The organism is Micromonospora sp. DT4, assembly GCF_049841675.1.
Taxonomy (GTDB): domain Bacteria; phylum Actinomycetota; class Actinomycetes; order Mycobacteriales; family Micromonosporaceae; genus Micromonospora.
Genome location: NZ_JBNCKT010000004.1, coordinates 53955 through 71571 on the forward strand (window position 1 = coordinate 53955; position 17617 = coordinate 71571).

16 protein-coding genes and 1 pseudogene are annotated in these 17617 nt (G+C 73.3%); 8 read left to right on the forward strand and 9 right to left on the reverse strand.

Annotation, left to right across the window (positions count from 1 at the left end; genetic code table 11):
• Positions 1-277: 277 nt before the first annotated feature.
• Positions 278-1138, forward strand: coding sequence for a DUF308 domain-containing protein (locus ACLQ24_RS02845; RefSeq protein ID WP_425888832.1), 861 nt, complete (start codon positions 278-280; stop codon positions 1136-1138).
• Positions 1139-1296: 158 nt separating this feature from the next.
• Positions 1297-2778 carry an alpha,alpha-trehalose-phosphate synthase (UDP-forming) gene (locus ACLQ24_RS02850; RefSeq protein ID WP_425888833.1) on the forward strand — a complete coding sequence of 494 codons (1482 nt, stop codon included), beginning with the start codon at positions 1297-1299 and terminating at the stop codon, positions 2776-2778.
• A gap of 12 nt (positions 2779-2790) precedes the next feature.
• Here the strand turns inward: ACLQ24_RS02850 and ACLQ24_RS02855 are convergent, their stop codons facing one another.
• The 6 genes from ACLQ24_RS02855 to ACLQ24_RS02880 all read right to left on the reverse strand — a co-directional run bounded on the left by ACLQ24_RS02855 (position 2791) and on the right by ACLQ24_RS02880 (position 8144).
• The gene (locus ACLQ24_RS02855; protein WP_425888893.1) at positions 2791-3585 is read right to left on the reverse strand and encodes an alpha/beta hydrolase; all 795 of its coding nucleotides are present in this window, start codon (positions 3583-3585) and stop codon (positions 2791-2793) included.
• A 126-nt stretch (positions 3586-3711) separates the two neighbouring features.
• On the reverse strand, positions 3712-5118 hold the full coding sequence (locus ACLQ24_RS02860) for a flavin-containing monooxygenase (RefSeq protein ID WP_425888834.1): 1407 nt from the start codon (positions 5116-5118) through the stop codon (positions 3712-3714).
• Positions 5119-5232: 114 nt separating this feature from the next.
• A complete protein-coding gene (locus tag ACLQ24_RS02865; protein WP_425888835.1) occupies positions 5233-5925 on the reverse strand; it encodes an endonuclease/exonuclease/phosphatase family protein in 693 nt (230 codons plus the stop codon).
• 12 nt (positions 5926-5937) lie between these two features.
• The gene (locus ACLQ24_RS02870; RefSeq protein ID WP_425888836.1) at positions 5938-6885 is read right to left on the reverse strand and encodes an ROK family glucokinase; all 948 of its coding nucleotides are present in this window, start codon (positions 6883-6885) and stop codon (positions 5938-5940) included.
• Positions 6886-6964: 79 nt separating this feature from the next.
• Positions 6965-7657, reverse strand: coding sequence for a hypothetical protein (locus ACLQ24_RS02875; RefSeq protein ID WP_425888837.1), 693 nt, complete (start codon positions 7655-7657; stop codon positions 6965-6967).
• A gap of 31 nt (positions 7658-7688) precedes the next feature.
• Positions 7689-8144, reverse strand: a complete 456-nt coding sequence (locus ACLQ24_RS02880) for an SRPBCC family protein (RefSeq protein ID WP_425888838.1) — start codon at positions 8142-8144, stop codon at positions 7689-7691.
• A 150-nt stretch (positions 8145-8294) separates the two neighbouring features.
• On the opposite strand from ACLQ24_RS02880, the gene ACLQ24_RS02885 reads away from it, so the two are divergent.
• From ACLQ24_RS02885 to ACLQ24_RS02905, 5 genes are all read left to right on the forward strand, one after another.
• Positions 8295-10109 carry an AMP-dependent synthetase/ligase gene (locus tag ACLQ24_RS02885; protein ID WP_425888839.1) on the forward strand — a complete coding sequence of 605 codons (1815 nt, stop codon included), beginning with the start codon at positions 8295-8297 and terminating at the stop codon, positions 10107-10109.
• Positions 10110-10123: 14 nt separating this feature from the next.
• The gene (locus ACLQ24_RS02890) at positions 10124-11815 is read left to right on the forward strand and encodes a GAF domain-containing sensor histidine kinase (RefSeq protein WP_425888840.1); all 1692 of its coding nucleotides are present in this window, start codon (positions 10124-10126) and stop codon (positions 11813-11815) included.
• Positions 11816-11822: 7 nt separating this feature from the next.
• Complete coding sequence (locus ACLQ24_RS02895; protein WP_007072219.1) at positions 11823-12491, forward strand: response regulator transcription factor; 669 nt, start codon at positions 11823-11825, stop codon at positions 12489-12491.
• A gap of 139 nt (positions 12492-12630) precedes the next feature.
• Positions 12631-13218 carry a TetR/AcrR family transcriptional regulator gene (locus ACLQ24_RS02900; protein ID WP_425888841.1) on the forward strand — a complete coding sequence of 196 codons (588 nt, stop codon included), beginning with the start codon at positions 12631-12633 and terminating at the stop codon, positions 13216-13218.
• Positions 13219-13230: 12 nt separating this feature from the next.
• Positions 13231-13887 carry a lysophospholipid acyltransferase family protein gene (locus ACLQ24_RS02905; protein WP_425888842.1) on the forward strand — a complete coding sequence of 219 codons (657 nt, stop codon included), beginning with the start codon at positions 13231-13233 and terminating at the stop codon, positions 13885-13887.
• A gap of 13 nt (positions 13888-13900) precedes the next feature.
• On the opposite strand, the gene ACLQ24_RS02910 is transcribed toward ACLQ24_RS02905, so the two are convergent.
• From ACLQ24_RS02910 to ACLQ24_RS02920, 3 genes and pseudogenes are all read right to left on the reverse strand, one after another.
• Entirely contained in the window at positions 13901-15025 is a 1125-nt protein-coding gene (locus ACLQ24_RS02910) for a glycosyltransferase family 4 protein (protein ID WP_425888843.1), read from the reverse strand.
• A complete protein-coding gene (locus ACLQ24_RS02915; RefSeq protein ID WP_425888844.1) occupies positions 15022-16281 on the reverse strand; it encodes a M48 family metallopeptidase in 1260 nt (419 codons plus the stop codon). The genes ACLQ24_RS02910 and ACLQ24_RS02915 overlap by 4 nt, the downstream gene beginning before the upstream one ends.
• A gap of 364 nt (positions 16282-16645) precedes the next feature.
• Positions 16646-16846: pseudogene (locus ACLQ24_RS02920) on the reverse strand (hypothetical protein); the annotation flags it as partial.
• A 410-nt stretch (positions 16847-17256) separates the two neighbouring features.
• Here ACLQ24_RS02920 and ACLQ24_RS02925 point away from each other — a divergent pair.
• The coding region (locus ACLQ24_RS02925) for a hypothetical protein (RefSeq protein WP_425888845.1) at positions 17257-17617 on the forward strand (361 nt) is incomplete at its 3' end.

Genomic DNA, 17617 nt, shown 5'->3' on the forward strand with positions numbered 1-17617 from the left:
CTGCCGCCTCTCTCGGCCCGCCGTCTGCGGCTCGGCGGCACGGTGGGGACGACGAACCACCCGGTCGACAACGATCATCGAGATCGCACGTCTCGCGCAACAACGGACAAAGAGCCACCGCCGTGACCAGCGGGAGCGCCCCCGACTTTCCAAGACGCGACACAACGCACTCCCGGAACCGGCCCCTGACGTGTCACGATTCAGAGCACGGCGTACGGACGGGCGTCGAGGGGGCAGGGGTGGCCGCGCCGCAGGGCGCGTTGAGGAGGATGGCCGGGTGTCAGCGGGTGGGGCCCGCCGGGGACGGCGGGACAACGGGCTCGACGCGAGCGAGTACGCCGTCGTCGGCGACGTCGATCCGCGCGTCGGCGAGCACCTGCTCGACGTCCTGGCCGCCGGGGGGATCGCCGCCTACCTGCAACCCTCCGCCGACCTCAACCCGGTCACCCGTACCACCACCGTCCCGGCCCGCCCGGTCGACCGTCTCTACGTCGACCGTTCGCACCTGCGGACCGCCCGCGACTACCTCACCCAACTCGCCGACGAGAGCGCCCCGGAGCAGCCGCCGGCCCGCGACGAGCCGGACATCGACGCCGAGTGGGCCCGGATCGTGGCCGGCTTCCACAGCACCTCCTCCAGCGCCGACGAGCGGCCCTGGCCGGCCGCGGAGGACGTGGACGAGCGCGACGACCAGGACACCCGGGACGAGCCGACGGCCGGTCCACTCGCCCGCTCCGGCGTCGACGAGGCCGGGCCGACCGCGACCGACGTCCGTCGGCTGCCGTCGGCGACCGACTTCTCCGGGATCTCGGTCGGCCGCAACACCCGGGGCGACGAGCCCTCGCTGCTGGACGGTCTGGACACCTTCGGCGTCGACCTGCCGGACGACGACGAGGACACCTATCACCCGCCCCCGCCGCCACCGCTGCCCCGCGTCTCCAAGTACGCGGTGGTCGGCGCGCTCGCGGTGGTCGTCGGGTTCGTGCTCTTCCTCTTCCCGTCGCTGCTCCCGGTGGACCGCTCGGCGGTCACCCTGTTCGGGTTCACCGGCATCCTGGCCGGTTTCGTCACGCTCATCTGGCGACTGCGCCCCGGCGACGAGGAAGACGACGACCCGGACAACGGCGCCGTCGTCTGACCCGGCCCGTATCGCGGGACACGACCGCCCTCGCTGAGGGCGTAACAGTGGTGTAACTTACTGTCAGTAGGAATACCGCTGCACGTCACTTCCCCCGCTGACTGACCGGTTTTTCCTTGCTCGTGGCGGTCAGTCCTCTGCTGATCGGAATGCCCGAGATGCGAAAGAGCTCCCTCGTGGTGGTGGCCAACCGCCTCCCCATCGACGACAACCAGGCCCCCGACGGCGCCTGCGAGTGGCGGCGCAGCCCCGGTGGGCTGGTCAGCGCGCTGCACCCGCTCCTGCGGCACACCCCGGCGATCTGGGTCGGTTGGGCCGGCGGCACCGGCCCGGCGCCCGCTCTGCCGGACGTGGACGACGTCCACATGCACACCGTCGCCCTCAGCCAGGAGGACCTGCGCGACCACTACGAGGGGTTCGCCAACGCGACCCTCTGGCCGCTCTACCACGACGCCGTCGAGCAACCCGAGCACCACCGCCGCTGGTGGGAGGCGTACCAGCGGGTCAACCAGCGGTTCGCGGAGGCGACCGCCGAGGTGGCCGAGCCGGGTGGCGTGGTCTGGGTGCAGGACTACCACCTGCAACTCGTACCCGGGCTGCTGCGCGCGCTGCGCCCCGACCTGCGCATCGGCTTCTTCCTGCACGTGCCGTTCCCGCCGCCGGAGCTGTTCATGCAGCTACCGCGCCGGGCCGAGCTGCTGCGCGGCATGCTCGGCGCCGACCTGGTCGGCTTCCAGCGCGCCCAGGCCGCGCACAACTTCGCCCAACTGGTCACCCGGGTACTGGAGCTGCCGGCCACCGACCGCCGGATCGGGATCGACGACCGGGTGGTCCGCATCGGCGCGTTCCCCGTCTCGATCGACACCGCCGAGATGGCCGCCCTCGCCGCCCGCCCCGATGTGGCCGCCCGGGCACGCCGCCTGCGGCAGGACCTCGGCGATCCCCGGCAGGTCATCCTCAGCGTGGACCGGATGGACTACACCAAGGGCATCGAGCAGCGGCTCAAGGCGTACAGCGAGCTTCTCGCCAGCGGCGATGTCAAGGTCCGCGACACGGTGCTGGTCCAGGTCGCCATGCCGAGCCGGGAACGCGTCGGTCAGTACCAGATCCTGCGCGAACGCATCGAGCGCGAGGTGGGCCGGATCAACGGCGAGTTCGGGCGGGTCGGCGAGCCCGCCATCCACTACCTCACCCAGCCCTTCGACCGGGCCGAGCTGGCGGCGCTCTACCGGGTCGCCGACGTGATGGCGGTGACCCCGCTGCGCGACGGGATGAACCTGGTCGCCAAGGAGTACGTCGCCGCCCGGGTGGACGACACGGGGGCGCTGCTGCTCAGCGAGTTCGCCGGCACCGCCGCCGAGCTGTCCCAGGCGTACCTGGTGAACCCGCACGACCTGGAGGGGCTCAAGCAGGCGTTGCGGACGGCGCTGCGGGCCGACCTACCCGACGCCATCGCCCGCATGCGGGCGATGCGTGCCCACCTGCACGAGCACGACATCCGGGCCTGGGCCCGCTCCTATCTGAGCGCGCTGGACGAGACGGGCGCGCTGGTCGGCCGCCTCACCAGCACCGACGGCACCGCCCGGGTGCCGCGCCCGGCGACCCGGGCGACCACCGCCACACAGCACGCCGGCGGCTGAGCGGCGCGGGGCTCAACGACCGGAGGGCTCCTTCTCCAGCCAGTCCAGGATCGCGTCGATCGGCTCGGCCCAGCGCGCGTCGAGCATCAGGTCGTGCCCCATGCCGGGGAAGAGCAGCGGCGCCGACCCGTACCGACGGGCGATCCGCGTCAACGTCGACGCCGGCACCACCCGGTCGTCCGGGCTGCCCAGCACCAGGACCGGGGGCTCACCCACGGCCGGCTCGGCCTGCGGCTCGCCCAGCAGCGCCCACTGCGCGCGCCGACCGGCCCGGCCCAGCCGCGCCACGTGCCGTCGGGCCTCCTCGTCGGGCAGCTCCCGGCTGAACAACTGCGCGCGGCTGAGCCGCAGCGGTCCGCCGAACACCGCCGGCAGCGTCCCGGCCGGGTTGCGGCGCACCGCCGCCCCGAGCACCCCCCAGCCGCCGAAGACCGGCGCCACCAGCACCGCGCCGCGCGCCGGGTAGCGCGCCAACGCGTGCGCCACCACGAGCGCCCCGGCGCCGTGCCCCACCAGCACCGCCTGGCGCGGCAGGCCCGCCGCCACCTGGGTCACATCATGGGTGTACGCACGCAGCGTCGCCTCCGGCGCCGGCTCGCTGCCGCCGTGCCCCCGCAGGCTCAGCGCGTACGCCGGGAAGCCCCGCGACGCGGCGTGGCCCAGCCAGTGCTCCGCGAACGCCCACGCGCCGTGGCCGAACCCGGGAACGAAGAGCAGCGGCGGACGCCCCTCCTCGACGTCGGGTAGGGCGCTGAGCACCTCACGCCGCGCCGGCCGGACCGGGCGAGCCCACTCCCGGCCCCGCATGATCCGCAGCTCGGTCACTGATTCAGCCTTTCGTTCGCGACTGCGGGGCTCGCAAGCTCACTCCTCGCGCTCACCGGGCCCACCTTTCGTTCGCGACTGCGGGGCTCGCAAGCTCACTCCTCGCGCTCACTTGCCCTCCAGGTCGACTAGGGCGCGCTGGACGGCGCGCAGGTAGTCGGCGTGCCCGACCTCGAACCAGTGCCGGCTGCTGTCCTTGACCTGCCCCGCGTAACGCTCGCCGGCCCGGTCCCGTACCCGCTGCGCGAACGCCGCGGCCCGCTCGGGCCGGTCCCGTCGAGCTTGCAGCAGGCGCGCGAAGAGCACCGTCTGCCAGTGCGACAGGGTGAACAGGCCGGAGTCCGGCTGCACCAGGCCGGCGACCGCCAGCGTGGGGTGCCCCGGCGTGAAGGCGTTGAGCCAGAGCGTGGGACGGCCCGTGCCGGCGCTGTCGCCGAACACCGACGCGTCGAGGAACTCGAAGCGCGGCAGGTAACCGGTGGCGAAGATGACCAGCTCAGGGTCGATCTCGCGGCCGTCGGCCAACTCCACGGCGTACGGGTGGAACCGGGCGATGTCGGGCACCGGGCCGATCCCGCCGTGGCCCACGTAGTAGACGAGCTGACTGTTGGCGATCGGATGCGTCTCGTACACCCGGTGGTCGGGCTTGGGGAGCCCGAAGCGGGTGAGGTTGCCGACGGTCAACCGCATCGTCCAGTGGTAGAGCCACTGGCGGATCCGCAGCGGCACCCGCAGCGACAGCAGCGCGTCGTTGATCTGGTCGGCCGGACGGCCGAGGACGTACTTCGGGGCGTACCAGTAGCCACGCCGAGTGGAGTGCCAGCAGCGCGACGCCTGCTGCGCGGCCTCGACGGCGATGTCACAGCCGGTGTTGCCGGCGCCGACCACCAGCACCCGCTTGCCGCGCAGCTGCGCCGGGTCCTTGTAGGACGACGCGTGCATGATCTCGCCGCGGAACTCCTCCAGGCCCTCGTAGCGGGGCAGCTTCGGTGACCAGTTGTGCCCGTTGGCGATCACCACGGCGGCGTACCGGGACGTGCGCTCGGGGCCGTACCCGCCGGTGGAGCGGGTGGTCACGTCCCACCGCTCCCCCGGCGCGGGCTCGACCCGGACGACCTCGGTGCCGAACCAGATGTGCGAACGCAGGTCGAAGTGGTCGGCGTACCGCTCGAAGTACGACAGGAGCTGGCCGTGGTGCGGGTAGTCCGGCCAGGAGTCCGGCATCGGGAAGTCCGGGAACTGGGTGAACGGCTTCGACGAGATCAGGTGGGTGCTGGCGTACACGGGGCTGCGGTCGTGTCGCCAGTTCCAGGCGCCGCCGACGCCGGTCTCCCGCTCGTAGCAGTCGACCCCGAACCCGTGCTCGCGCAGGTTCTTGATGGCCGTCAGGCCGCTGGCCCCGGCCCCGATGACGCAGACCGTGTCGCCCCGGTCGGAGAGCGCGCGGCCGTCACCGCCAGTCGCGGACGGGTTCGCATCCGGGTCGGGCCGGCCCTGGTCGGTGGAGGTGGACACCGGGACATCTCCTTATGTACGGCACGCGTGCCGGTCGCCGCGAAATCCTCTCCACATCGGAGCCGGATGTCCAGCCCCGGCGCGGACCGATCGGCGGTCTCGACCGGTGGGGGGTCAGGCCGTGGTGGGCACCAGCAGGTCGACGAGGACCGGGAAGTGGTCGCTGGCTCGGCGGGTCTGCGGGGTATCCACCACGTCGTAGTCGACGACGCTGATCCGGGGGTCGACGAAGAGCGCGTCGATGCGGCGGCGCGGGTCCGCGCACGAGTAGGTGAGCCGTTCTGCCCGGTCGGCCGCGATCGCCGCGTCGGTCAGGCCGCGCGCCACCGTCGCCCAGGCCGGCCCGTCCGGGCCCTCGTTCAGGTCGGCGCCGGCCACCACCGGGCCACTCGCCGCGTCCAGCCCGCGCCGGAACTCGGCGGCCTGCGCCGGCCGCTCGGCCGGGTCGGTGGACAGGTGCGAGCCGGCGAGGGTGAACCGGGCGTCGCCGACCCGGCAGTCGGCGTACGCGGCGCCGCGCAGGTGCCGGCCCGGGGTCAGCGGGAAGCGTTGGCAACGGGTGCCGCGCACCTGCACCCGCAGGCTGGTCAGCAGCAGATTACCCAGGGCGGGCAGACCTCCGGCGGCCACCACCAGGCCGAACGACTCGGCCAGCGTGGCCGACTTCTGCCGCCACCGGAACCGGCGCGGCCCCTCCTGCACGATCACCACGTCCGGCTTCGCGGCCCGCACCACCGCCGCCAGCGCGGCGGTGTCGTCGCGCTGGCTGTGGATGTTGTACGACACCACGCGCAGCGGTACACCCATCTTCCGACCGCCTCAGATCCGGCGGGCCAGGTCGGCCGCGCCGATCACCCCGGCGCTGTTGCCCAGCTCGGCGGGGAGCACCTCGGCCACCGGCAGGCGCCCCCGCTTGGCCAGCTCGTTGAGGTACGAGCGCCGGGTCGGGCCGAGCAGCAGGTCACCGGCGTCGATCACGCCGCCGCCGACGACCAGGGTCTGCGGGTCGAGGATCTGCGCCATGTCGGCGAGGCTGGTGCCCAACCACCGGCCGATCTGCGCGAACGCCTCGGCGGAGACCGGGTCGCCGCCCTGCGCGGCGGCGGTCACCATCGGACCGGTGATCGCCTCGGTCTCGCCGCCGGCCAGCTCCAGCAGCGCGGTGGCCCGCTGCGGTTCCTGTCGGGCGCCGGCGCGGGCGAAGCGGACCAGGGCGCTGCCGCTGGCGTACTGCTCGATGCAGCCCAACCGCCCGCAGCCGCACTGGTGCCCGTCCGGCACGGCCAGCGTGTGGCCCAGCTCCGCGGCGATGCCGTGTGCGCCGCGCATCAGCTCGCCGCCGAGGACGATGCCGCCGCCGACGCCGGTGCCGATGGTGAACATGATCATCGAGTCGTCGGCGGCGCGGGCTGCGCCGTAGCGGAACTCGGCCCACGCGGCCACGTTGGCGTCGTTCTCCACGATCACCGGCAGGCCGACGGCGGTGCTGACGTAGTCGCGCAGCGGCTCGTCGCGCCAGGCCAGGTTGGGGGCGAAGAGCACGGTCGAGCGGGTGGCGTCGATCCAGCCGGCCGCGCCGATGCCGACCCCCTCGATCGTCCGGTCGGCGGCCAACTCGTCGACCAGCTCGATGATCACGTCACGGGTCTTGGCGACGTCGTCGGCGGGGGTGTCCCGTCGGCTCTGCACGAGGACCCTGCCGGTGTCGTCCACGACACCGCCGGCCACCTTCGTGCCACCAACGTCGACTCCGATGGTCAGCGTCACCGCCGCCGCTCCCCTCTGCTGTGCTGTCCGGCCCGCGCGTGCCGCGAGGCACGCCGGTCCGGATCGCGATGTCCCGCGCTCAGGCGCCGCCGCCCGGCGCGTCCGCGCCGGTGTCGTCGGACGCCCGCGACGCGGGCACCACGGGTCGGCTGGTCGGCACCGGCGCGGCCACCGCCCCGGCGTCGTCGACGGGTGCCGCGGTGGCCGGGGCGGATGTGTCCGCCGTCCGGGTGGCGACCGACCAGACATCCCGCTCCGGCGCCGGCTGAGAATCATGCCCGCTGCGGGTGGCATCGCGCCACACGTGCTCGTCGACGGACTCGGCCGACCGGGCGGTCGGAGCGGACCTCGGGGCCTCCCCGTCGCCGCCCACAGCGGGCGTGGCCTGCGACGACGCGGACGACTCCGGCGCGGTCGCCGCGGACGGCTCCGGCGGCGCGAACGCCCGGAGCAGGCTGGCCACGCCAGCGGCGAGGTCCCCCGCGCCGGTGGCGAGGCGTTCGGCGAATTCCGGACTCGGATCGCGCAACGCGGCGATGCCACGACAGACCGGACAGACGCAGCATTCGGCCGATCCAGTGGCGAAACCACCAGTGGCCGGTGCGCCACCACCCGGAGCGGCACTGTGACCGAGGACACCGGCCAGCATCCCGCCCAGCGGGCCGAACGCGCCGCCCGCCGCCCCGCCGGACGCCAGTCGCGCCCCCGCGAGCAGGGTGGCCACCAGACGCTCCGCCTCTTCCCGGGCCGAACCCGGATCCGTTCCGCCCACCCTCGGCTCCTCTACCGTGCCGCCGGACGCGTCACTGCGCCGCACCGGGTGCTTCTACCCGGCGCTTGAGCTGCTTCAACGCGGTGTCCATGATCATTTTCTCGGCCTTGCGCCGAAACATGCCCAGCATCCCCACAGACAGCTCGACCTCCAGCGTGTACGTCACCGTGGTGCTCCCGTCCGGATTCGCCACCAGGTCGTACGAGCCACGCTGACTCTTCTGCATCTTCGAGGGAGCGGCCAGGTGCCACTCGACGCGGGACAGGTCCTCGGCGTACCCGTAGGCGAGCACGTACTCGTCGGCCATCACTCCGGCGTCGATGGTGAAACGCACCTGGCTGGCGTAGCCGTCCTCGTACTCCTCGATCACCTCGGCACGGCGGACCGCCTCGGTCCATTCCGGGTAACTCGGGAAGTCACAGATGACCGCCGCCACCCGCTCGGGTGACGCGCCGATGATGATCGACTGGATGGAGGAGTCCGCCATGGGGGGAGGCTACCCGGCTGACACGGCCCACACGCCGCGCCGCCCCGCCGCGCCCCGCCTACCCCACCGGAACCGCTCGACGGGTAGGTTTCGACACAGCCAACGCCCTCGGGTGGCCGGCCCGGCCAGTGCGAGCACGAAGGAGTGCAGGTGCGCGAGTTCTCCGTTCCGCCGATCGTCACCGTTGGCGACGCGGCCAACCTCACCGATCCGGTCTGGGACAACGCCGAGGCCGCACCGGACACCGTCCAGTTCGCCCGCGCCACCCGCTCCGCCGACGGCAACGGCACCACCTGGGCCGAGGTGACCTGCCTGCAGTTCCGCGACGAGGTGACGGCCGTGGCCCGAGGCCTGATCGCCGCCGGCATCCAGCCGGGTGCCCGGGTGGCCCTGATGAGCCGGACCCGCTACGAGTGGACACTGCTCGACTACGCCATCTGGGCGGCCGGCGCGGTCACCGTACCGATCTACGAGACCTCCAGCGCCGAGCAGGCCGCCTGGATCATCGCCGATTCCGGCGCGGTCGCCGCCGTGGTGGAGACCGGCGCCCACGCCGACCTGATCGCCGGCGTCCACGACCGTCTGCCCGAGCTGACGAACGTCTGGCAGATCGACCAGGACGCGGTCGACGAACTGGTCAGCGCGGGCGCGGCCGTCGAGCCGGCCGAGGTCCAGCAGCGCCGCAAGGCCGTCCGCGCCGACCATCTCGCCACCATCATCTACACCAGCGGCACCACCGGCCGCCCCAAGGGCTGCGTGATGACCCACCGCAACATGTGCGCCGACGTCGCCAACGCGGTGCCGGTGCTGCCGAACCTGTTCAACGCCGGCGCGAGCACCCTGCTCTTCCTGCCGCTGGCGCACGCCTTCGCCCGGCTCATCCAGATCGGCGTGGTGCAGGCGCGGGCCACCCTCGCGCACTGCGCCGACACCAAGAACCTGGTCGGCGAGCTACAGGAGTTCCGGCCCACCTTCGTGCTGTCCGTACCCCGGGTGTTCGAGAAGGTCTACAACGCGGCCAAGCAGAAGGCCGATGCCGACGGCAAGGGCGGCGTCTTCGCCCGCGCCGAGCAGGTCGCCATCGCGTACAGCGAGGCTCTGGAAACCTCGCGCGGACCGGGCCTGGCGCTGCGCGCCCAACACGCGGTCTTCGACCGGCTCGTCTACCGCAAGCTGCGCGCCGCACTCGGTGGGCGGTGCCGCGACGCGATCTCCGGCGGCGCACCCCTGGGCGCACGGCTCGGCCACTTCTTCCGCGGCGTCGGCGTGACGGTCCTGGAGGGGTACGGGTTGACCGAGACGTCGCCCGCCGCCGCGGCGAACCTGCCCACCGGCACCCGGATCGGGAGCGTCGGCCGGCCGCTGCCCGGCGTGACGGTCCGGATCGAGGACGACGGCGAGATCCTGATCGCCGGCGAACTGGTCTTTCAGGGTTACTGGCACAACGAGGCCGCCACCGCGGAGGCGCTCAGCACCGACGGCTGGTTCCGCACGGGTGACCTGGGCCAGCTCGACGCCGACGGCTACCTGAGCATCACCGGCCGCAAGAAGGAGCTGATCGTCACCGCCGCCGGCAAGAACGTCGCCCCGGCGGTGCTGGAGGACCAGGTCCGGGCGCACCCGTTGATCAGTCATTGCGTCGTCATCGGGGACGCGAAGCCGTTCATCGCGGCGCTGGTCACCATCGACGAGGACGCGCTGCCGACCTTCCTGGCGAGCGCCGGACTGCCCCCGGACACCACGGTCGAGGCGCTACGCGAGCACGAGGGCCTACGCGCCGAGGTGCAGTCCGCCATCGACACCGCGAACCAGGCCGTGTCGAAGGCCGAGGCGATCAAGGTCTTCCGGATCCTGCCCCGCGACTTCGCCGAGGCCACCGGTGAGCTGACCCCGTCGCTCAAGGTCAAACGCCAGGTCGTGCACAAGACGTACGCGGCGGAGATCGCCGACATCTACCGCGGCTGACTACGATCCGTTACGTGCCCGCATCCACAACCGCCGTCCCACACCCGCATCCTCTCGCCGCGGCCGCCCGCCTGGTGATGCTGGCGCTGGTCGCGATCCTGACCCTGTTCGCCACCCGCGACGTCACCCAGCTGTGGTGGATCGCGCTGCTGGCGGTCGCCGGGCTGCCCTCCCTGCTCGCTCCGCAGCACCGGCTGATCGGGCCGCTGAGCCGGGTGGCCGAGGTGGTGGTGCTGGGGCTGGCCGCGAGCCAGGTCGCCGCGGTCGCGTCGATCGGCGGCACGGTCGACGGGCTCGGCGCCTCTGCCGTGCTGCCCTACCTGGCGGTGCCGGTGACCGTCACCGCCCTGCGCCGCCGCTTCCGCGAGGGCGCGGCGCTGCTCGCGGTGACCGCCGCCACGCTGCTGGTCAGCGGCGCGGTGACCGAGGTCGACGGCGCACGCCAGCTCGGCCAGGTGGGCTATCTAGCGGTCTGCGCGCAGTGGCTGATCCTCGCCGCGCTCGGGCTCTACGCCGCCGGCACCCTGCACCGGGTGATGGCCGTGCGCGCCGACGGCAAGCCCCAGCCGTACGCCGAGGCCACCCGGCTGCTGACCCAGCTCCGGACGGTGGCCCGGCAACTGCCCGGCGCGACCCTGGACCCGGGCGGCATCTCCGAGCACCTGATCGAGGAGCTGCGCACGGTGGCCCGGGCGGACCGGGGCGCGGTGCTGTCGGCCAGCGGCGGGGGCCGGCTCGTGGTGCTCGCCCAGGCCGGGGCGGACCGGGTCGACTGGGAGACGACGCTGGACGCGGACTCGGCGATCGCCGACGCCTGGGCCAGCCAGCAGGCCACGACGGCCGCCCGCTCGCAGTCCCGCTCACACCGGGGCGGAGACGTGTCCGCGCTGATCGTCCCGTTGGTCGCCGGGGTGCGCACGGTGGGGCTGGTCGTGCTGGAGGCCGACGTCGCGCAGGCGTACCCGCCGCCGGTGGTGTCCCGGGTGACCGCGCTGACCCGCCCGGCCGCGCTGCGTCTGGAGGCGGCGCTGCTGTTCGACGAGGTCCGCGCGCTGGCCACCAACGAGGAGCGCCAGCGGCTCGCCCGGGAGATCCACGACGGGGTGGCGCAGGAGCTGGTGATGGTCGGGTACGGCATCGACAACGCCATGGCCACCGTCTTCGACGACGCGGACGAGACCGCCGAGGCCCTGCGGACGCTGCGCGCCGAGGTGACCCGGGTGATCCAGGAGCTGCGGCTGAGCCTCTTCGAACTGCGCAGCGAGGTGGACCGGCAGGGCGGGCTGGCCGCGGCGATCGCCGAGTACGCCCGCACCGTCGGCGCGTCGGGCGGGTTGCGGGTGCACCTGTCGCTGGACGAGTCCACGGCCCGCCTGCCGGCCGCCACCGAGGCCGAGTTGCTGCGCATCGCGCAGGAGGCGGTGACCAACGCGCGCAAGCACGCCGGGGCGTCCAATTTGTGGGTCACGTGCGAGGTCGACCCCCCGTACGCGCAAATAGAAGTGTCGGATGACGGTCAGGGGATGGCTGACCAGCGCCCCGACGGGCGGTACGGTCTTGCGATCATGGCCGAGAGGGCGGAACGTATCCGGGGCCGGTTGGAGATCAGGCCGCGGCAGCCCAGCGGCACGACCGTGGCGGTGGTTCTCGGCACCTCGTCCCGGCGCGATAACGTGCGTGACAGCGCAGCAGCAGAAGGGGAGTAACCCGAGGATGACCACAAGTCCGACACCGGCCACCCGCACCAAGGTCCTCCTTGTCGACGATCATGACCTGATTCGTAAGGGCCTGCGGCACGCCTTCGAGCGCGACCGCCAGTTCGAGGTCGTCGGCGAGGCCGCGACCGCGGCAGAGGGGGTACGCCAGGCTGGCGCCCTCCAGCCAGACGTGGTGATCATGGATCTGCGGCTGCCCGACGGCAGCGGCCTGGAGGCCACCCGCGCGCTGCGCAAGTCCAGCGCGTCGATGGGCATCGTGGTGCTGACCATGTACGCCGGCGACGACCAGCTCTTCGGGGCCCTGGAGGCCGGCGCGAGCGCGTTCGTGCCCAAGACCGCCCCGGCCGACGAGGTCGTGGCGGCCGCACGACACGCCGCGTCGTCGCCCAGCGCGTTCACCGCCGCCGACCTGGCCGAGGCGATGAAGCGTCGGCTCGCTCCCTCCGGCCCGCAGCTCTCCCCCCGCGAGGGGCAGGTCCTGCGGCTGCTCGCCGACGGGATGAGCGTGGCGGGCATCGCCAAGCAGTTGTTCGTCAGCGAGTCCACGGCGAAGACGCACATCTCCAAGCTCTACGAGAAGCTCGGCGCCGCCAACCGGGCACAGGCTCTGATGACCGCGCTGCGGCTCGGCCTGCTCGAAGCGCCGGACGCCCCGAAGTTCTGACCTGCGCCCGCTCGTCGAGCGGAATCCCGTAACCGAAGGTCCGCGCCGGCTCGCCGCTGGCGCGGACCTTCGTCCACCTGTCGAGCCACAGCTTGCGCCCCCGGGGACGTAGACAGCGTCTACGACGAGCTGGTAGACAGTGTCTGTGGACCAGGAGGCGGGAGTTCGGGCCCGACTGGTGGCGGCCGGGGTGGACCTGGTGCTGCGGGAGGGCCAGTCCGGCGTGTCCCTGCGGGAGATCGCCCGTCGGGCGGGCGTCTCGCACGGCGCGCCGCGCCGCTACTTCCCCACCCACGTCGACCTGCTCTCGGCCATCGCCCGGGAGGGCTTCGCCGACCTCACCGCCCGGATCGAACAGACGATGCGCGCGGCCGGCCCGGCGCCGCGTACCCGATTGGTCGCGCTGGCCCGGACGTACCTGGACTTCGCCGCGGCGCACCGCGGCATGTTCGAGCTGATGTTCCGCCACGACCTGCTGGCCAGCGGTCGTCTGCGGCTGCGCGAGACGAGCCTGCCGCTGTTCACCCTCCTGACCGACCTGGTGGCCCAGGCGCGCCGGCCGACCGACGCGCCCGCGGCGGTGGTGGCCGGCGCGCTCTGGGCCAACCTGCACGGCATCGCCCAGCTCTGGGCCTGGGGCAGCCTGCCGCTGGCCACCGGCGACAGCGACGACGACAGCGTGCTGCGGGCCGCGCTCGACGCGCACCTCGGCCCCGCACAGAACTGAACCGGAGACGACGTGCCCCTGCTGTACGACCTCGGCAAACTGACCGTCGGATCGGCCCTGCGACTGGGCTGGCGACCCCGCGTGGAAGGACTGGAACACCTTCCCCGCCACGGCGGCGCGATCCTCGCCGGCAACCACCTGTCCGTCGCCGACGAGGTGTTCCTCGGCTGCCTGACGCCCCGGCACGTCACCTTCTGGGCCAAGGCCGAGTACTTCACCGGCAGTTGGCTCAGCCGGCAGATCGTCGCCGGAATGGGCGCCATCCGCGTCGAACGCGCCGGCGGCCGAGCCGCCCTCACAGCCCTCGACGCGGCCGTGCCGGTGCTGCGCGCCGGAGGTCTCGTCGCCATCTACCCGGAGGGCACCCGGTCCCCCGACGGGCGGCTCTACCGGGGCCGGGTCGGCATGACCCGGCTGGCCCGCGACGCCGAGGTGCCGATCATCCCGGTCGGTGTGCTCGGCACCGCCGAGGTGCTGCCCGTCGACGCGCGGATCCCCCGCCGACACCCGGTCACCCTGCGGTTCGGCCCGGCGATCCCGGTCGCCGGGCGCATCACCGGGCCGCGCGACATCCGGACGATCACCGACGAGGTGATGGCCGCGATCCAACAGCTCACCAACCAGGAGTACGTCCCCCGCTACGCCCCACCCCGGCAGACCCGCCCCTGAGCAGGGGCGACGGTCAGCCGGCCAGCAGAGACGCCATCCGCTGCGCCTGCGCCTCCCAACGCCATTCCCGCTCCACCCACGCTCGGCCGGCAGCGCCGAGCTGGCGGGCGAGATCACGGTCGGCGAGCAGCCGCGCAACCCGGTCGGCGAGCTGCGCCACGTCCCGGCCACGGACCACGTACCCGGTCTCGGACTCCCGGACCGCGTCCGGCGCGCCCCCCGAATCCCCGGCGACCACCGGCAGGCCGGTCGCGGACGCCTCCAGGTAGACGATGCCCAGCCCCTCCACGTCCAGTCCCCGGTTCCGGGTGCGGCACGGCATCGCGTAGACGTCACCGGCCGCGTAGTGCGCCGGCAGCTCGGCCGCCGGCACCGAGCCGGTGAAGACCACGTCCTGCTCGACGCCCGCCTGGCGGGCCAGCTTCTCCAGGGTCGCCCGGTACGGCCCGCCGCCGACGATCAGCAGCGCCGCGTCGGGCACCCGACGGCGGATCTCCGGCAGTGCCCGGATCAGCATGTCCTGACCCTTGCGCGGCACGAGCCGGGACACACAGACCACCACCGGACGGTCGGTCAGCCCCAACCGGGCGCGGACCGGCTCGCCGTCCACCGTCGGGTGGTAGGTGTCCACGTCCACCCCGGGCGCGAGCCGGCGCAGGTCGGTCACCCCGCCCAGCACCCGGGCGAGCCGGGTGCGGGTGTACTCGCCCAGGTAAGTGGTCACGTCGACACCACGCCCGATGCGCCGCAGCGCCGGCCGGGCCGCCGGCAGCGCCGCCCAACCGACCTCGTGGCCGTGGGTCTGCGCCACCACCCGGCGTACGCCCGCACGCCTGCGCAGACCGGCGGCGAGCAACCCCAGTGGGGCAGCCGCGCCGAACCACACCGTGTCGCAGTCGTACGCGCGGGCGAGCCGGGCCACCCGACGGGCGATCAGCGGGGTGGGCAGCAGCACCCGGGTGCGTTCACGAATCACCTCGAACGGCTGGTCGGCGTCGAACTTCTCCGCCCCGCGCCAGCTCGACGCGTAGACGACCACCGACCCGGCCGGCTGACGCACGGCGAGGTTGTGCACGAAGGACTGGATGCCACCCGGGCGGGGTGGAAAGTCGTTGGTGATCAGCAAGGTGCGGCTCATCGGCGGGTCTCCCGGGCGTACGCGCGGGCGGCGGCCATCCGCTCCACGGTGGACGGATGCGAGGCCGAGTAGAGGTACTCCCACCGCGGCGGGTCGGGGTCACCCAGGTTGACCGAGCCGAGGCGGCGCTGCATCGACTCGAAGGCCACCGGGTCCTCGGTGAGCGCGAGCGCGTGCGCGTCGGCCCGCGCCTCCACCCGCCGCGACACCAGCGCCTGCACGGGGGTGGCGACCAGGCCGGCCACCGTGACCAGGGCGACCAGCAGCGGAAACGCGCGCGGATGGGCGACCGAGTCGACGTCGGCCAACCGCAGCAGCAGCCCCCACGAACCGAGCAGGTAGAGGGCCACCACCGTGGCGGCGGCGCCCAGCGCCCCGATCAGCGTGCCCACCGCCACGTCGGAGTCCTTCGCGTGGCCCAGCTCGTGCGCCACCACGGCCGTCACCTCGTCGGGTGTGGCCTCACGCAGCAGCGTGTCGTAGACGACCACCCGGCGGGTCGGGCCGAGGCCGGAGACGTACGCGTTGACCGCCCTGGTGCGCCGCGAGGCGTCGGCGACGAGCACGTCACGCACCGGCACCCCGTCACGGGCGGCCATGCTCATCAGCTCGGTGCGCAACGGGCCCTGCTCCATCGGGGTGAACTTGTTGAACACCGGCTCGACGAGCACCGGCAGCACGAACGACAGCAGCACCACCAGCAGGGCCGCGCCCGCTGCGCCGAGAGCCCACCACCAGCGGGGCGCGAGCCGGATGACCAGGTAGAAGCCAAAGAGCGCCACCGCACCGATCACGGCGCTCACCGCGTACGACTTGAGCAGGTCGACGGCCCAGCCGCTCCACCCGTTGGTGATCAGCCCGTAGCGGGTCAGGACGCTCTGCCGCCAGGCGGAGAACGGGAGGGTGAGCAGGTCGGCGACGAGCACCACGGCGAGGCCGCCGAGCACCGCCTGGGCGATCCAGTGCCCGCCGAACGGCCGGCCCACCAGCTCGACCAGGCGGCTGCCCAGCGGGGTGAGGCCGAGCGCGACGGCGATCAGCAGCCCCACGGCGAGCGCCGCGTAGCCGCCGGGGCGCAGGGCGGCCCGGAACTCACGCCCCTTGGCCACCTGGTCGGCCGGAAGATCCCGCAGCGCGGCGAGCTGGTCGGCACGGGGCGCCGGGGGCCGATGCCAGGGGATGAACACCGCGACGGTCACCAGCAGGGCCACCGTCAACGCGGCCAACGTCAGCACCGCCCAGCCGCGCGGGCTCACCGGGGCACCGCCTGCCGCGAGGCACCGACGAGCCCGCCGTGCTCGCGTCCTACCCCGTTCATCCCGCCGCTCCTCCCGCCGTGACCGCCCATCCTATGGCCCGCGAAAAGTCCGCTTCGGGCGCGGTGTCGCGCTCCGCCCACCCGGCCGGGCGAATGGCCGCGCGGGGCCCGTGCCACCCGGCGCGGATGGCCCGTGCAGGCGCTCAGGCCGCCCGGCGGACCCGGCGCGCGGGGCCCCCGGGCCGGCCGGAAGCGTCGGGCCGGACGGGACCGTCGTGCCGGGCAGGGACGTCGGGCCGGACGGGACCGTCGCCCCGGGCAGGGACGTCGGGCCGGACGGGACCGTCGCCCCGGGCAGGGACGTCGGGCCGGGCAGGGACGTCGTGCCGCGCGGGCGCGGCCAGCACCTCGACGTCGAAGCCGGCCCGGGCGAACACCTCGATCGCCTCGACCTCGGCGGCGACCAGCCCGGCCGCCGGGGACGTGTCGTCGAACAGGGCGGTCAGCGGGCAGCCGGAACAGCCGTCGGCCCGCTTCGCGCACCCGTCGCAGTCGATGAGCATCACGCCTCCTGATCGCTCGCGATGCGCGGTCGACACCCTGTCGTCGCCACCCGAGCACCGTCGGTCACATCGACGCTATCCACCGGGTACGACAGAACCGCCCGCACCGCCGCGTTGAGGGCTAGATCGACTCCAGATCAGCGAAATCGGGGTATCCCGACCGGCCGGACACCACGACATCGCCGACCTCGTGTCGATCGAGGCGCCATGGTGCCCCCGGCCCCCGAACATGGCCGGCCCAATCGCCGGTCAACTGCCGGTCAAGCGCCTGTTCGCGGGCAGCGGCCCGCTGCGATCGTTGCCCTACGGCCGATCCACCGCCGCCCGATGAACCACCGCCGGGGGCGCGAACCGCCCCGTACGCCACGGCGACCGACCGTATCCACGTTGGCCCCACCGGAGGTTTCGAAATGCGCGGACCATCCTCGATCACACGCGTCGCCACACCGGCGTTCGCCGGTGGCTACTTCCAGACGAAGACGGACCCGAACCTGCGCTACTGCCAGTGGCTGAACAACTCGCAGTGTTCGGTCATCCTCACGATCCCGAAGGGCCAGTCGGTCTACCTGAACTGCTGGGCGACCGGATCGTCGGTCAACGGCGACACCGTCTGGTACAACGCCTTCTACGGAAGCGCGAGCGGCATGCTCGCCGGCGACTACATGTACACCGGCCACGACCCGAACCCACCGTCTCCCGCTGCGTCTGACGCGCGATCCGGGCCCGGGGGCCGAAAAGACCCACGCCCGGCCAGAAACTCAAACACCCAAA

What these genes read in the sequence shown, in the direction of transcription:
- ACLQ24_RS02850 (WP_425888833.1), top strand. Translation starts at nt 1,297, where the DNA reads ATGCGAAAGAGCTCCCTCGTGGTGGTGGCCAACCGCCTCCCCATCGAC.
- ACLQ24_RS02855 (WP_425888893.1), bottom strand. Translation starts at nt 3,585, where the DNA reads ATGCGGGGCCGGGAGTGGGCTCGCCCGGTCCGGCCGGCGCGGCGTGAG.
- ACLQ24_RS02865 (WP_425888835.1), bottom strand. Translation starts at nt 5,925, where the DNA reads ATGGGTGTACCGCTGCGCGTGGTGTCGTACAACATCCACAGCCAGCGC.
- ACLQ24_RS02880 (WP_425888838.1), bottom strand. Translation starts at nt 8,144, where the DNA reads ATGGCGGACTCCTCCATCCAGTCGATCATCATCGGCGCGTCACCCGAG.
- ACLQ24_RS02895 (WP_007072219.1), top strand. Translation starts at nt 11,823, where the DNA reads ATGACCACAAGTCCGACACCGGCCACCCGCACCAAGGTCCTCCTTGTC.
- ACLQ24_RS02910 (WP_425888843.1), bottom strand. Translation starts at nt 15,025, where the DNA reads ATGAGCCGCACCTTGCTGATCACCAACGACTTTCCACCCCGCCCGGGT.